Below are 15,197 nucleotides of genomic sequence, written 5' to 3'. Positions count from 1 at the left end.
CCCACCATCACCGCCATCGGATGGGCGTCGCGGCGGAAGCCGGTGAAGAATTTCGCCATCTGCTCATGCACCATGGTGTGGCGCGTGATGCGATAGTCGAAATCGGCCTTCTGCTGGACGGTCGGCAATTCGCCATAAAGCAGCAGATAGCAGCTTTCCAGGAAGTCGCCATGTTCGGCGAGCTGTTCGATCGGATAGCCGCGATAGAGCAGGACGCCCTCGTCGCCGTCGATGAAGGTGATCTTGGATTCACAGCTCGCCGTCGAGGTGAAGCCCGGATCATAGGTGAACATGCCGGTCTGGCCGTATAATTTGGCGATATCCGCGACAGCCGGGCCAATGGAGCCGTGCTTGATCGGCATTTCCACGGTCTTGTCGCCAAAAATAAACTTGCCCGTTTCGCTCATGAGACTCGCCTTCTCGCTGACGCTGCAGACCGCGTTCCGCCTTCCCTCAGGCCGCGTGGCCGGACGGAAACCCACGGAAAACGCATAAAATTTGTGCGCTGCACATGACTAGCCCATTGTCGGCGCTGGTTCAAGATGACAATCCCTTAAACCAAGGGGGCGCCGCCTCACGCGGCGGCGTCGTCAATGCGGCCTAAACTCTCTTCGCGGCCGAGCGTTTCCAGCACGTCGAAAATGCCCGGCGAGGTGGCGCGGCCGGTCAGAGCGGCCCGCAACGGCTGGGCGACCTGGCCGAGTTTGGCGCCGCTGTCGGCGACATAGGCGCGCACGGCGGATTCGGCCGCGACGGCGGTCCATTCGGGCAAGGCGGCGAGGCGCGGCGACAGCGCCGCGAGATGGGCGCGCCCGGACTCGCCGAGCAAGTCACGCGCCTTTTCGTCATAGGAAAGCGGCCGCTGCGCGAACAGGAATTGCGCCCCTTCGGCAAGTTCGATCAGGGTTTTCGCGCGCTCCTTGAGGCCGGCCATCGCCCGGGCGAGTTGCGCCTTCCTGGTCTCGTCCAGCTTGGCCGCAATGTCCGGGCCGTTGGGCAGATAGGGCAGGGCGGCGATGAACTGCTCCAGCAAGGCGCTGTCGTCCATCGCCCGCATGTAATGGCCGTTCATATTTTCGAGCTTCACATAATCGAACCGCGCCGGCGAGCGATGCACCTGCGCGAGCGAAAAAGCCTCGGTCAGCTCCGGCGTGGAGAAGAATTCGCGATCGCCCTGGCTCCAGCCGAGCCGCGCCAGATAATTGCGCAGGGCCTCGGGGAGGTAGCCCATGGCGCGATAGGCGTCGACGCCCAGCGCGCCGTGACGCTTGGACATTTTGGCGCCGTCCGGCCCGTGGATCAGCGGAATATGGGCGAAGGCCGGGATGTCCCAGCCCATCGACTGATAGATATGGGTCTGCCGCGCGGCATTGGTAAGGTGATCGTCGCCACGAATGATCTGGGTCACGCCCATGTCGTGATCGTCCACCACCACGGCCAGCATATAGGTCGGCGTGTCGTCGGAACGCAGCAGCACCAGATCGTCGAGATCCTTGTTCGGGAAGGTGACCGTTCCCTGGACCTTGTCCTCGATCACGGTCTCGCCCTCGCGCGGCGCCTTCAGGCGCACCACCGGCTTGCGGCCTTCCGCGATGGCCCGCGATTCGGCTTCCGTGCCGCCGAGGTCGCGCCAGCGCCCGTCATAACGCGGCGGGCGGCCCTCCTTGCGGGCGGTCTCGCGCATTTCTTCGAGCTCTTGCGGCGACGCATAGCATTTATAGGCGGCGCCCCTGGCGAGCAATTGCTCGGCGACCTCGCGATGGCGGTCGGCGCGGGCGAATTGGTAGATCGTGTCGCCGTCCCAGTCGAGGCCCAGCCATTTCATGCCGTCGATGATCGCGCCTATGGCGGAATCGGTGGAGCGCTCGCGGTCGGTGTCCTCGATGCGCAGCAGCATCCTGCCGCCGGTCTGGCGGGCCAGCAGCCAGTTGAACAGAGCGGTGCGCGCGCCGCCGATATGCAGGTAGCCGGTGGGCGAGGGGGCGAAGCGCGTGACGACGGATTGGGACATGGGGAGAAAACCTGATGCGGCGCGGGGTTATGGCGCAAAGGAGCGTGGCCTTGCCGCGGCGCGTTCGTGTAGCATGGGCGTCGGCGGCAAAAAAAGGGGAATTGCATGGCGTCCCTGCCCGGAGGGGTGGCGAAGGGCCTGACGGGCAGGGTTTTCGGCGCCGCCGCGCGGGCCGGAGCCTCGCCGCGCGACGCGCTCGCCGGCCTGTTCCGCCGCCTCGGCGCGGCGCTGGAGGAGGAATGGGCGCTGCGCCGCCCCTTTCTCTGGCTGCCCGTCGGAGCCGGAGCGGGCGCGATCTTCTACCTCGCCGCCGCGACCGAGCCCGTGCTGTGGATCGTCGGCGCGGCCGTCGTGGTCTTTTCGGCTTTGGCCTATGCGGCGCGGTCTCGGCGCGTGTTATCGGTTTTATTCGTTGGGCTCGCGGCCATGGCCGCTGGCGAGTTCGCCGGCGGCTGGCGCGCCGCGCGGGTGGACGCGCCCATATTGGAGCGCGCTTTCATCGGCGAGATCGCCGGCTTCGTAGAGGAAGTCGATTATCGCGTTCAGGGCGCGCGCTTCCTGTTGCGCGTGACCGAAGCCGAGGGGCTGGCGCCGGAGCGCACGCCGTTTCGCGTGCGGCTGACTTCGCGCGGCATCCCCGCCTTCGCCGCCGGCGATTTTCTCGTCGTCAAGGCGCGACTGCTGCCGCCGGCCCATGCCGCTTTGCCCGGCGGCTATGATTTCGCCCGCGACGCTTATTTCCAGCGCATCGGCGGGGTCGGCAATGTTCTGGGCCGGGCCGAGGCGTCGCCCGCGCCCGAGCCGGCGGCTTGGACGCTGCGCTTTTTCGCGGCGGTTGACCGCGCCCGCGACGCGCTCGCCCTGCGGGTTTATAATGCGATCGGCGGCGATAATGGCGCGATCGGCGCGGCCATGGTCACGGGCAAACGCGACCTCTTGTCCGAGGCGGCGCGGGAGACCATCCGCAAGGCCGGGATCTTCCACATCATCACCATTTCCGGCGTGCAGATGACCCTGGTGGCGGGGATCTTCTTCGTCGGCCTGCGCGGTCTGCTGGCTTTGTTCCCGGTTCTGGCGCTGAACTATCCGATCAAGAAATGGGCGGCGGCGCTGGCCATGGCCGCCGCGCTGGCCTATGGCCTGTTCACCGGTTCGCGGGTCGGCTCGGAGCGCGCTCTGTTCATGACGCTGATCCTGCTCGGGGCAGTTCTGGCGGATCGCCCGACGCTGACCATGCGCAATCTGGCCTTCGCCGCGCTGGCGGTGATCGCGCTGGAGCCCGAGGCTTTGCTGGGCGCCAGTTTCCAGCTTTCCTTCGCCGCCGTCGCCGCTCTGGTCGCGGTCTATGAAACGCGCGCCGCCGCGCGCCGGCCGGCGATGCCTGTCGAGGCGATCGGAACCGAGGCGGAGAAGGAGGCGAATGGTCTCGCCGTTCACGTCCGAGAGATGAGTCGCCACGGCGTGTTCGGCGCCCTGATCGCGACCTTTTGCGCGACCTCGGCCACCGCGTCCTTCATGGCCAATGATTTCCACGAACTCAGCCCCTATGTGCTGATCGGCAATCCGCTGACGCTCGCGATGATCGAACTGTTCGCCGTGCCGGCGGCGCTGCTTGGCTCGCTGCTCTATCCATTCGGCCTCGACGGCTGGGTCTGGAGCTATCTCGGCGCCGGCATCGCCATGATTATGACCGTCGCGCGCTGGATTGGCGACGCGCCCGGCGCCACGCTGGCGCTGCCGGCCTTCGCGCCCTGGGCCATTCTCGGCCTGGCGCTCGCGGTGCTGTCGGCCGTGTTGTGGCGAAGCTGGACGATGAAGCTCACCGCCTTGCCCTTTCTGGCGCTGGGCTTGATGGGCGCGGCGAGTGGCGGGCGTTTGGACCTCGCGGTGGCGCCAACCGGCGATCTCGCGGCGCTGCGCGACGCCGACGGGATGCTGACCATTCTCGGCAAAAGGAACAACGCCTTCGCGGCGGAGCAATGGCTGCGGGCCGACGCCGATCTCCGCCCCGGCGCGGAAACGGAAAAAGCGTGGCGCTGCGACGCGCAAGGCTGCGTCGGCGTGCTGCGCAATGGCGATTACGCCGCCCTGGTGCTCGACCCTTCGGCCTTCCACGAGGATTGCGCGCGGGCGCAAGTGGTGATCTCGCCGCTCTATGCGCCACGCTCCTGCGCGCCGAAAATCCTGCTGGATCGCCGCAGGCTCGCCGAAACCGGAGCGGTCACGCTGACCTTCGCGCCGGAAACGCAAGTCGCGGGACAAGGGTCGAGCCCGACTTCGGCGGCGGGGCCGGTCTGGCGCATGGCGCGCGCGCCCGGCGAAGACCGCCCCTGGTCGCGCGCCCCGCGCGGCCGCACATCGACGCCGATCCCCACGCCCACAGGCGCGGCGGCGCCCCGAAACGCTCCCGCGCCGGACGATCCGCCCGAAGAGCCCGCCGAATAAAGACAGAGGCGCGCGAAGCCGTCGCCCGGCTTCAATATTTCCGGACGAGACTGACCAGCTTGCCCTGGATATTGACGCGGTCCGGCCCGAAAATGCGGGTTTCATAGGCCGGATTGGCGGCCTCCAGCGCGATCGAGGCGCCGCGCTTGCGCAAGCGCTTCAAGGTGGCCTCCTCGTCGTCGATCAGCGCCACGACAATATCGCCCGATTCGGCCGTATCTTGTTTCTTGATGACGACGGTGTCGCCGTCGAGAATGCCGGCCTCGATCATCGAATCGCCGCGCACTTCAAGCGCGTAATGCTCGCCATTGGACAGGAGGTCCGGCGGCAAGGCGATCGAATGGGAACGGGTCTGTAGCGCCGAAATCGGCGTGCCGGCGGCGATCCGGCCCATGACCGGAATGGCGACCGTCTGGTTGAAATCGCCGGGATCGCCGGCCGTCACCGGGCGCGATTTGCCGAGATTGCCCTCGATCACGCTTGGCGCGAAGCGACCGGCGCGCGGCGCGGATGGCGTGGCGGATTCGGGTAGCCGCAACACTTCCAGCGCCCGCGCGCGATTGGGCAGGCGACGAATGAAACCGCGCTCCTCCAGCGCCATGATCAAGCGGTGAATGCCCGACTTGGACCGCAGGTCCAAAGCGTCCTTCATCTCGTCGAACGAGGGCGGCACGCCGGTTTCCTTCAGGCGCTCATGAATATAGCGCAGCAATTCGCTTTGTTTCTTGGTTAGCATGGTCGCGCCCGTCTCGTTTTGCTTGTCCGCTGAATATCCCTCGCCGGCTGCTAGAATCGGCTTAGACAAATCATGAACAGACCATAGATGTTCGCGCTTAGTTCTGCAATAAAAATGTTGGTAGTGTCTCAGTTTGAGTAAATGAAATTTTTGCTTGATAATGGTGCGGCTGGAAAGTTTTCCACACCATTCCCACAAGGGCTAATTGACGAGTCGCGGAAAAGAAAAGCGGAAAAGAAGCGGGAATTGGCGTTTGTCCCCAAAATCCCCAATTCCGTTGTAAAACCCGAAAATCTTAAGGATTTCCTAGACTCGTCATCATCGGTGAGTTGAAAATGGCGAACCGATTCGATTCACGCGTCGGCGCACGAAAAAGGGGTGGCCAAGAGAACCCGGCGCACCCCTTCTCGTGGTCACTGTAACAGCTTTTCGATTGCTCGAAGACTCGCCGCAAACAATGCCCGCCTAGACACCGGAACATTGCCATGCGGTGAGTCCCAAGGCAAGCGGAAAGTGCTGATTCCAAAAGGAAAACATCAGCATGTCTTCCGAGTCCGATACCCCTGAAAACAAAACGATTATCCCGTTTCCGCGTCGTCGGAAATCGCCTCCGGTCACGCGCGACATGGCCGCGATGTTCCATCGAATGCGGGACGCCGGAATGGCCCAACACCAGATCGCCGCCCATTACGGTGTGAACCAGGGCCGCGTCTGCGAAGTGCTGAAAGGGGACCGCTTCCCCGATCTGCTTGCGCAGGGTCGTTTGTTCTAAGCGCGTTGGCCCCAGTCCTCTCAGACTGGGGCTTTCTTATTGCAGAAGGCGAACGCTATGAGCACTTCTAATCATAAAATCCTTTGCGCAAGCTGCCACGTGGCGCTCGAAGGACCGGCTGATCCGCAGCCCAATGACGTTTTTTCCTGTCCGACCTGCGGGGCGAACGACACCTTCGAAAACGTTATTCGTGAAGCTGGCGAATACCATGCTGATAAACTCGTCAGGGGCATGTTCAACAGCTTTGGCGGGTCGTCCGGCAGCGGTTTCATTAAAATGACGGTCACACAACCGCAGCAACGCAGCTTCCGGTTCATCACTGGCGATGAATCGCATTAACGCCTCCGTCAATAAAAAACCCGCCTACTTGGCGGGTTTCCTTTTCTTTGCCTCCCGTTTCCGGTCTTCATACGCTTCTATGAGCTGGGCTATGTCCTCAATTTCCCAGAGCTTGTCGGTTACGCCCGCCGCCATCGCCGGGCTGACTTTCAGCGACTTGTGGATGCGAACGAAATTGTAGAACACGAAGTAGAGCGACAGCGCGTGGACGTGGTTGTCGATCTTTTTTGAAAAGGCGTTTGTCAAACGGGTGAAGCGGCGCATTCCCATCCGCATGTTGAGGTTTTGCCGCTCGACGTAGCTGGTCGAAATATGTTTCGGGTCGGGCTTGCCCGTGATCGTCTTTTTCTTCGTTCCCTTGCATTCGGCGGGGCTGTATTTCCGCTCATCGGAAGCGCCAGCCGCAGGGCCATAAATCTTCACGAGCTGGGCGAAATCAACCTGGTCAAATGCGGCAGGGACGGCATCTAGATAAGCTCTGTGACCATCTGACGTGAGCTGAACACGCGACGCTAACCGGCTGGCAACGTCCTCCATGAAAGCGCGGCCCGTAACCGCATCGCGGTCGCCCACACCCCACGAAATCATCAGTTTTGTATCGGCGTCGATCGCGGTCCATGTCCAAACGTCGCCGGCGCCATCCGGGGCAGCAACCGCAGCCCCAACGTTCTTTTCCTTCGCGTAGCAGAAAGACCAAATCTCGTCGCACTGGACGCGCTTCGATTTCACGTTGCGAACGTATTGGTCATGGTAAGCGGCGCAAACGGTGCCAGCGTCAACAAGCAGCTTCGTGACGGTGTTGATCGACACGTCAGCGACGCGGGATATCGACCGCATCGAGGAGCCCTCGCACAGAAGGCTGAGAATTTGAACGCGAGTGGCGAGCGGAAGCTTGTTCATGAAAATGAACATAATGCTTGCGTATCATATTAGCAAGCAAAAAGATCATTTAGAATCCGAACTTAATCCCTTGCCAAAAATGAACGCGAGGCAAGTTCCAGAAAATGAAAAAGCTCTTGACGATTCTGTTCTTTTGTAAGGCCAAGCTGGTATTGGTGCGCGCTCGAAAGCGTCTCTTCTAGCTCTGGGTCGCCAGACTCGCGCTTAAGAATCGCTCCTTTTGCCTCAGCCCTGTCTAATCCCGTATTCAAAGGCCAACCTATTTTTTATCATTGGGACAGAAACTGCAAACAGAGTTGAGAGCTGCTCTAGGTTCAATCGCTTATAATATTTATCAAGCATAAACCTCGGAACAAGCAAATGCGCAGCAAAGGCATTAGCTTCCTTTTCGTGTGGCTCGTCAGCTTGGTAGTTCGAATCTCTCAACAGAACCCTATAGTCACTCGATTTCGCCCACGCTTCATGAAGCACTTTATGACCAAGCTCATGCGCGATTGTAAAAGTTTGCCGAAGAGGATATTCGTCTTTATTAACGAAAATTGCCCTTTCATCGCAGTCAAAAAATCCAGATATATTCTGCTTTGACTGCTCAAAAGTGACAAAATAAACTGTTACACCAAGCATACGTGCAATTCGCACAGGGTCAACTGGCGGCTCTGTGATTGCAAATTCCTCAAGAATGCGGGCTACTTCGCGCTTCACCTTAACATAATCAGGGCGCGATAGCAGAGTCGTCATCACTTCCACCGACCTGCCGCCGCCTTTTTGGCGATGGCAGACCGCTCCTCTTGGGTCAATTTCTCCGCGCGCGCTTTCGCCCCAGCTTTTCCCGAACGGGTCTTGCCGGAGGGCGCGGGTGTCTCTTCGATTTCCCCGATGGCGATCTTGGCGACCGTAATGGCGCAGCCAATCGCATCAGCCGGGCGCTTCTGTCCTTGTGGGCCTTTCGGCATGGGAAGGCTCCTCTGTGGGGGAAGATGGGGAGATTCGGTTAAAATGTCCACAACCCCTCTTGACAGCCTAACACGCTAACTCAGCGTACATAATATAGAACAAAAATAGAACATCAGTCAAACTGAGACACTACCAAAATGTTCCTTTTTCGTTAGCGCCGAAAGGTTCCGGCGGCGCGAACCGCGGTTTGCCAAGGCGTCGCGCCTCGCCGTAAGCTGACAAGAACAACGAATCGTCACAACTGGGCCGATATGCGTAGACTTGGTCCCACAGCCTTGACCGGGGCTGAAAAGCAGCGCCGCCATCGCGAGAAGGTCAAGGCGCGCCTGGCCGAGGCGGAGCGGCTCAAGGCTGTTTTCGCTGGCGCCGACGATTCGGATTCCGGCGCTGTCGCAGCGCTTTACGATTCGATACTGGCGGAACGCGGCGCCGAGCTGGAAGAGCGCGACGCCCTCAGAAGCGCCGCGACGGCGGCGGAGGCCGAGATTCGCGCCGTCCTGGAGGCGCGCGCGGAAAAAGATCTCGCCGCCTTGCGCGAGCGGCGCCGGGGCCGCGCGTCAAGCCTGCTGGCCCGGCTCGACGCGATCAGGCCGCGCGACGACGGCTAAGGCCGTTCAATCGAGCGTCTTGCCCAGCCGTCCGGCGAGGTCCTGAATATATTGAAAGGCCGCGCGGCCTGAGCGCGAGGCGCGCGTGATCGCCCATTCCAGCGCCTCCGCCCGGATCTGCTCCTCGGGGGCGTCGAGCCCGTAATGGCTCGCATAGACGAAGACCATTTCGAGATAATCGTCCTGGCTGCATTTGTGGAAGCCGAGCCAGAGGCCGAAACGGTCGGACAGCGAAACCTTTTCCTCGACCGCCTCGCCGGGGTTGATCGCGGTGGAGCGCTCATTGTCCACCATGTCGCGCGGCAGCAGATGCCGGCGGTTGGAGGTGGCGTAGAACAGGACATTGGCGGGACGCCCCTCGACGCCGCCCTCCAGGACCGCCTTGAGCGATTTATAGGAGGCGTCGCCGCCGTCGAAGGAAAGGTCGTCGCAGAAAATGATGAAACGCTGGTCGGCGTCGCGCAGCAGGGCCATCAGCGCCGGCAGGGATTCGATATCCTCGCGGTGAATCTCGATCAGTTTCAGGCCCGTGAAGCCGGGCGCACCGGCAAGGCGGGCGCTAACGTCCGCATGGGCCGCCTTGACCAACGAGGATTTGCCCATGCCGCGCGCGCCCCACAGCAGCACATTATTGGCTGGCAGACCGCGCGCGAAACGCTCGGTATTCCCCAGCAATTGGTCGCGCAGAAAGGCGACGCCGCGCAAAAGAGCAAGTTCGACGCGGCTGACCTTCTTCACCGGCGCGAGGGTCTGCGTCTCGGCGCGCCAGACGAAGGCGTCGGCGGCGGCAAGGTCCGGACGCGGCGGGGGCGGGGGGCTCAGCCGCTCCAGCGCCTCGGCGATGCGGGCGAGCAGTTGGGGCGTGTCTTGAGCTTCCGATGAGGGGTCGCGCGGGGCCATGAGGGTCATTCCGGTCAAAATGGGAGACCGGTTTAGGACCGCGCGGTCAAAGACTCAAGCTTCGCGCGCGCCAACGATTGCTTTCAGCTTTGCAGCCGCTATAGTCCGGCGCGATTTTGTCCCGGCGCGTCGTTCGCGCCAACAGAACGGAAGCGTGACATGAATTTCATCACCCCGGCCTTCGCTCAGTCCGCCGCGGGCGCCTCAGGCGGCGCCGACGTGCTGATGCAACTGGCGCCGTTCGGCATCATCCTGATCATCATGTATTTCCTGATCCTGCGTCCGCAGCAGCAGCGCGCCAAGGCGCATCAGGACATGATCGGCAATATCCGCCGCGGCGATACCGTCGTCACCAATGGCGGACTGATCGGCAAGGTCACCAAGACCATCGACGATTCCGAAATCGAGATCGAAATCGCCCCCAATGTCCGCGTGCGCCAGAACCGCTCGGCCATTGCGGAAGTGCGCGCCAAGGGCGAGCCGGTCAAGGACAACGCCTGACGGCGCAAGATACGGAATCAGCCGCCCGCCATGATGCGTTTCGCTCCCTGGAAAATCGCCCTTACCGTCGCCGCGACCCTGATCGCCATCCTGATCTGCCTTCCCAGCATGATCGGACCCGACAACCGCGCCCGGCTCGCGGCGATCCTGCCGTCCTGGCTGCCGCCGAATTCCATCGTGCTCGGCCTCGACCTCCAGGGCGGCGCGCATCTGCTCTATGAAGTCGACCGCGCCGACGTCGTCCGCTCCATGACCGGAAATCTGCGCGACGACCTGCGCCGCCTGCTGCGCGACGAGAAAATCGCCATTTCCGGCGGCATCGGCGTCAATCCGCGCGGCGTGCAGGTTCGCATTCCCGACGCCGCCGAGCGGACGCGAATCATGCCCAAGCTCTATGGGCTGGTTCAGCTTTCGGCCGGGCCGGGCGGCTCGGGCCTAGATATTTCCGACGCCGGCGACGGCCTGCTCAAGCTCAACCTGACCGACGCCGCCATCGACAACAAGATCCGCCGCGCTGTCGAGCAGACCATCGAAGTGCTCAACCGCCGCGTCAACGGCCTCGGCACCACCGAGCCGAACATCCAGCGCCAGGGCTCGGACCGCATTCTGGTCGAAGTGCCCGGCCTGCAGGACACCAATCGCCTGAAGGACATTGTCGGCACCACCGCCAAGCTGGAATTCCGCCTGGTCGGCGAGCCGGGGGCCAATCCCGCCGATGTCGACATGCTCGACCAGGCCGACCAGCCCGGCAAATTGCCGGTCGAAAAACAGGTCATGGTGCAGGGCGAGGATCTCACCGACGCCCAGCCAGGCTTCGACCAGCGCAGCGGCGAGCCGGTCGTCAATTTCCGCTTCAATATTCGCGGCGGCCAGAAATTCGGCCAGGTGACATCGGCCAATGTCGGCAGACCCTTCGCCATCGTGCTGGACAACAAGGTCATTTCGGCGCCGCGCATTCTCGGGCCGATCACCGGCGGCTCCGGCCAGATTTCGGGCCGCTTCACGGTTGAGCAGGCCAATAATCTCGCCATCCTGCTGCGCGCCGGCGCGCTGCCGGCCAAGCTGAACATTGTCGAGGAGCGCACGGTCGGCCCCGGCCTCGGCCAGGATTCGATCGACGCCGGCAAGCGCGCGGCCTATTGGGCGGCGGTGCTCGTCGTGACCTATATGCTGATCACCTATGGCGTATTCGGCGTTTTCGCCAATGTCGCGCTGCTGATCCATATTTCCTTCATCTTCGCGGCCCTGGTGCTGCTGCGCGCGACTTTGACGCTCCCCGGCATCGCGGGCATCGTGCTCACCATCGGCATGGCGGTCGATTCCAACGTGCTGATCTACGAGCGCATCCGCGAGGAATCCCATGCCGGACGTTCGCTGATTTCGGCGCTCGACGCCGGCTTCAACCGCGCCTTCGCCACCATCGTCGATTCCAACGTCACCATGTTCGTGGTCGCGGCGATTCTCTATTTCCTGGGCTCCGGCCCGGTGCGCGGCTTCGCGGTTTCGCTGGCGCTCGGCATTCTCACCACCATCGTCACCGCGGTGACCATGACGCGGATGATGATCGCCTTGTGGTATCGTTACGCGCGCCCGACCAAGCTGCCGATCTGACGGGATCCTTGCGATGAAGCTGCTGCGCCTCGCGCCTGAAAACACCAAATTCCCGTTCATGCGCTTCCGGCGCGTGTCCTATCCCTTCTCGGCCGTGCTCTCGATCATTTCCGTCCTGCTGTTTCTGCTGGTCGGCATGAATTTCGGCATCGACTTTTCGGGCGGCACGCTCTTGGAGGTGCAGGCCAAGTCGGGCACGGTCGACCTGTCCTATATTCGCGACCTGTCCGAGCATCTCGGGCTCGGCGATCTCGAAGTCCAGGGCTTCGGCACGCCCGCCGACGCCTCAATCCGGTTCGGCATGCAGCCGGGCGGCGATTCCGCGCAGCAGGCGGCGGTCGAGAAGGTCAAGTCCGCGCTCGGCGATTCCTACGAATTCCGCCGCGTCGAAGTGGTCGGCCCGCGCGTTTCTGGCGAACTGGTCCAGCAGGGCACGCTCGGCGTTGTGCTCTCGATCTTCGCGGTGCTGGCCTATCTGTGGTTCCGGTTCGAATGGCAATTCGCCATCGCCGCGATCATCGCGACCATGCACGATCTGCTGCTGACGGTCGGGTTCTTCTCGATCACCCAGCTCGAATTCAACACCACGTCGATCGCGGCGATCCTGACCATCGTCGGTTATTCGCTCAACGAAACCGTGGTGGTGCTCGACCGCATCCGCGAGAACATGCGGAAATACAAAAAGATGCCAACGGACCAGTTGATCGACCTGTCGATCAATGCGGTTTTGCCGCGCACCTTGATGACCGCGACCACCGTATTCCTGGCGCTGCTGTCGCTGGTAGTCTTCGGCGGCCAGGTGATCCGCTCGTTCTCGCTGGCGATGATGTGGGGCATTTTCGTCGCCACTTATTCGTCGATCTTCATCTGCTCGCCGACTTTGATCTATCTCGGCCTGCGCAACGAATCGCGCGCCGCCGAGGATATCCCGGCCGGCAAGGCGGCGGCCCGGCCGGCGCCCAACGCCTGAGGGGCAAGCGCGTTCGATGGCGCCGACGCCGAAATATGACGGTTTCCTGCCCGGCCGCTTCCCGATCGACAGCGTCGGCGCCGGGGGCTTTTCCTTCGGCGGCATGTCGCATCGCGGCTCGCTGCTGGCTCTGCCGGACGGCATCCGCGCCTTTGCGCCAAAAAGTTTCGCCGAAGTCGATGAAGCCGCGCTCGCGCCGCTGTTCGCGCTGCCGCGCGGCTCGGTTGAGCTGATGCTATTCGGCTGCGGGGCGTCGCTGCGGCCGGTTCCGGCGGCTTTGAAGCAGAAATTGCGCGCGCTCGGCATTTCCAGCGACCCGATGAGTACCGGCGCCGCCTGCCAGACCTATAATATCCTGCTTGGCGAGCGGAGATTGGTCGGCGCGGTGCTGATCGCCATTCCCTAGATCGTTTGATTGTTTCATGGAAACAATCAAACGATCTAGGTTTTTGTTTTGACGCGTATTCGCTTTGCGGACCTACGGTTCTTTACGCGAACCGGCATCCACTTCGCTTGAAAACGCTATAAGACAGCGCCTGAAGCGGCCTGAAAGAAAAGGCGCCCGCCGGGGGGAGGAACCGGCGGGCGCAATTGAACGGGGGTTGAACCGCGCCCGTTCAGAAAACCGAATGCCTTGCGGCTATGTCGTGACTGGATCCGTCTGATGGCCGATCTCGTTTGTCGACTATCTATTTAAACCGTTCGTCTATGAACCAAGTGTGAACACAACAGCGGCTGAGGGGAACATATTTTTTTGCAAAGCAGCAATTCACTTTTGCATAGCGGGAGCCGACGGGCAATTCACGAGTCTCATGATGATTTTTATCGCAGGCGCGAAAAAATAGGCGCCCCAACCTTCCGGTTAGGACGGAAGCAGCAGGCCGCCGGAAGCCGCGCGATTAGGCGCGTGTTTTCGCGCGTTGGGGCCCGGCGTCGATGGGCCGGCGCTCCAGCACTTCCTTGAGAAAGCGCCCGGTATAGGAGGCCGTCTCGCGCAAAATCGCCTCCGGCGGGCCCTGGGCGACGATGCGCCCGCCGCCGTCGCCGCCTTCCGGGCCCATGTCAATGATCCAGTCGGCCGTCTTGATGACTTCGAGATTATGCTCGATCACCACCACGCTATTACCCTGCTCGACCAGTTCGTGCAGCACTTCCAGCAACTTCTTCACGTCGTGGAAATGCAGCCCGGTGGTCGGCTCGTCCAGGATATAGAGCGTCCGCCCGGTCGAGCGGCGCGACAATTCCTTGGACAATTTCACGCGCTGCGCCTCGCCGCCCGAGAGTGTCGTGGCCTGCTGTCCGACCTTGACATAGCCGAGCCCGACCCGCGCCAGCGTCTGCATCTTGTCGCGGATCGACGGCGCCGCCTTGAACAGGTCCGCCGCCTCTTCGACGGTCATGTCGAGCACATCGGCGATGCTCTTGTCGCGATAGCGCACTTCCAGCGTCTCGCGGTCGTAGCGCTTGCCCTTGCAGACGTCGCAGGTGACATAAACGTCTGGCAGGAAGTGCATTTCGATCTTGATGACGCCGTCGCCCTGGCAGGCCTCGCAGCGGCCGCCTTTGACATTGAACGAGAATCGCCCCGGCCCGTAGCCGCGCGCCTTGGCCTCGGGCAGGCCGGCGAACCAGTCGCGGATCGGCGTGAAGGCGCCGATATAGGTGGCGGGATTGGAGCGCGGCGTGCGGCCGATCGGCGACTGGTCGATGTCGATGACCTTGTCGATCAGCTCCAGCCCTTCCAGGCTATCGAAGGGGGCGGGATGCTCCAGCGCGCCATTGAGCCGCCGCGCCACCGCCTTGTAGAGCGTGTCGATCACCAGAGTGGACTTGCCGCCGCCGGAGACGCCGGTGATGCAGGTGAACAGGCCGAGCGGAATTTCCGCCGTGACATTGTGCAGATTGTTGCCGCGCGCGCCGGTCAGCCGCAATTTGCGGTCCGCTTCCGGCTTGCGGCGCTTTTTCGGCGTCGCGACTTGCAGGCGGCCGGTCAGATAGGCGCCGGTGAGGGAATCTTCGTCGGCCATGATATCGGCCGGCGTGCCCTGCGCCACGATCTCGCCGCCATGCACGCCGGCGCCGGGGCCGACATCGACGACATAATCGGCGGTGCGGACGGCGTCCTCGTCATGTTCCACGACAATGACCGAATTACCGAGATCGCGCAGCCGCCGCAGGGTTTCGAGCAGGCGGGCGTTGTCGCGCTGGTGCAGGCCGATCGAGGGCTCGTCAAGCACGTAAAGCACGCCAGTGAGGCCGGAGCCGATCTGCGAGGCGAGGCGGATGCGCTGGCTTTCGCCGCCTGAAAGCGAGCCCGAACCGCGCGCGAGGGTGAGATAATCCAGCCCGACATCGATCAGGAACTTCAGGCGCTCGTCGATCTCGCGCAGGATGCGCGAGGCGATTTCCTGCCGCTTGGAATCGAGCTTTTCCGGCAGGGTCTTGAACCA

The 15,197-nt window shown here is 62.6% G+C and carries 15 protein-coding genes; 8 read left to right on the top strand and 7 right to left on the bottom strand.

Annotated features, from left to right (window positions below; all coding sequences use genetic code 11):
• A partial coding sequence (locus ACE3S9_RS05380; RefSeq protein WP_374545412.1) for a citrate/2-methylcitrate synthase occupies positions 1-407 on the bottom strand: 407 nt, incomplete at its 3' end.
• A 167-nt stretch (positions 408-574) separates the two neighbouring features.
• Positions 575-2,011: a glutamate--tRNA ligase gene (gene gltX / locus ACE3S9_RS05375; RefSeq protein WP_374545411.1), complete on the bottom strand. Its 1,437-nt coding sequence runs from the start codon at positions 2,009-2,011 to the stop codon at positions 575-577.
• 105 nt (positions 2,012-2,116) lie between these two features.
• On the opposite strand from gltX, the gene ACE3S9_RS05370 reads away from it, so the two are divergent.
• A complete protein-coding gene (locus ACE3S9_RS05370) occupies positions 2,117-4,456 on the top strand; it encodes a ComEC/Rec2 family competence protein (RefSeq protein WP_374545410.1) in 2,340 nt (779 codons plus the stop codon).
• 31 nt (positions 4,457-4,487) lie between these two features.
• On the opposite strand, the gene lexA is transcribed toward ACE3S9_RS05370, so the two are convergent.
• Complete coding sequence (lexA, locus tag ACE3S9_RS05365; protein WP_374545409.1) at positions 4,488-5,192, bottom strand: transcriptional repressor LexA; 705 nt, start codon at positions 5,190-5,192, stop codon at positions 4,488-4,490.
• Between the two features lie 541 nt (positions 5,193-5,733).
• On the opposite strand from lexA, the gene ACE3S9_RS05360 reads away from it, so the two are divergent.
• Together ACE3S9_RS05360 and ACE3S9_RS05355 are read left to right on the top strand one after the other, a co-directional pair.
• Entirely contained in the window at positions 5,734-5,964 is a 231-nt protein-coding gene (locus tag ACE3S9_RS05360; protein ID WP_374545408.1) for a hypothetical protein, read from the top strand.
• A 57-nt stretch (positions 5,965-6,021) separates the two neighbouring features.
• Complete coding sequence (locus ACE3S9_RS05355; RefSeq protein ID WP_374545407.1) at positions 6,022-6,303, top strand: hypothetical protein; 282 nt, start codon at positions 6,022-6,024, stop codon at positions 6,301-6,303.
• Positions 6,304-6,327: 24 nt separating this feature from the next.
• Here ACE3S9_RS05355 and ACE3S9_RS05350 read toward each other — a convergent pair whose 3' ends face one another.
• Complete coding sequence (locus ACE3S9_RS05350) at positions 6,328-7,203, bottom strand: IS1 family transposase (RefSeq protein ID WP_374545406.1); 876 nt, start codon at positions 7,201-7,203, stop codon at positions 6,328-6,330.
• Between the two features lie 225 nt (positions 7,204-7,428).
• A complete protein-coding gene (locus ACE3S9_RS05345) occupies positions 7,429-7,941 on the bottom strand; it encodes an ImmA/IrrE family metallo-endopeptidase (RefSeq protein WP_374545405.1) in 513 nt (170 codons plus the stop codon).
• 491 nt (positions 7,942-8,432) lie between these two features.
• Here ACE3S9_RS05345 and ACE3S9_RS05340 point away from each other — a divergent pair, with 491 nt between their 5' ends.
• Positions 8,433-8,765, top strand: a complete 333-nt coding sequence (locus ACE3S9_RS05340) for a hypothetical protein (RefSeq protein ID WP_374545404.1) — start codon at positions 8,433-8,435, stop codon at positions 8,763-8,765.
• Positions 8,766-8,771: 6 nt separating this feature from the next.
• Here the strand turns inward: ACE3S9_RS05340 and ACE3S9_RS05335 are convergent, their stop codons facing one another.
• A complete protein-coding gene (locus tag ACE3S9_RS05335; RefSeq protein ID WP_374545403.1) occupies positions 8,772-9,674 on the bottom strand; it encodes an ATP-binding protein in 903 nt (300 codons plus the stop codon).
• A gap of 150 nt (positions 9,675-9,824) precedes the next feature.
• Between ACE3S9_RS05335 and yajC the strand changes: the two genes are divergently transcribed.
• The 4 genes from yajC to ACE3S9_RS05315 are packed head-to-tail and all read left to right on the top strand — an operon-like array spanning position 9,825 to position 13,153.
• On the top strand, positions 9,825-10,166 hold the full coding sequence (gene yajC, locus ACE3S9_RS05330) for a preprotein translocase subunit YajC (protein ID WP_374545402.1): 342 nt from the start codon (positions 9,825-9,827) through the stop codon (positions 10,164-10,166).
• Positions 10,167-10,196: 30 nt separating this feature from the next.
• Complete coding sequence (secD, locus tag ACE3S9_RS05325; RefSeq protein ID WP_374545401.1) at positions 10,197-11,777, top strand: protein translocase subunit SecD; 1,581 nt, start codon at positions 10,197-10,199, stop codon at positions 11,775-11,777.
• A gap of 13 nt (positions 11,778-11,790) precedes the next feature.
• Positions 11,791-12,747: a protein translocase subunit SecF gene (secF, locus tag ACE3S9_RS05320; RefSeq protein ID WP_374545400.1), complete on the top strand. Its 957-nt coding sequence runs from the start codon at positions 11,791-11,793 to the stop codon at positions 12,745-12,747.
• Positions 12,748-12,763: 16 nt separating this feature from the next.
• Complete coding sequence (locus ACE3S9_RS05315; RefSeq protein ID WP_374545399.1) at positions 12,764-13,153, top strand: Mth938-like domain-containing protein; 390 nt, start codon at positions 12,764-12,766, stop codon at positions 13,151-13,153.
• A 493-nt stretch (positions 13,154-13,646) separates the two neighbouring features.
• On the opposite strand, the gene uvrA is transcribed toward ACE3S9_RS05315, so the two are convergent.
• Positions 13,647-15,197 (bottom strand): excinuclease ABC subunit UvrA (uvrA, locus tag ACE3S9_RS05310; protein WP_374545398.1); only part of this gene is annotated, 1,551 nt, incomplete at its 5' end.

This window comes from Rhodoblastus sp. (assembly GCF_041915505.1).
GTDB lineage: Bacteria > Pseudomonadota > Alphaproteobacteria > Rhizobiales > Beijerinckiaceae > Rhodoblastus.
Note: the sequence above shows the minus strand (reverse complement) of the source record. Positions and strands in the feature narration are given on the sequence as shown.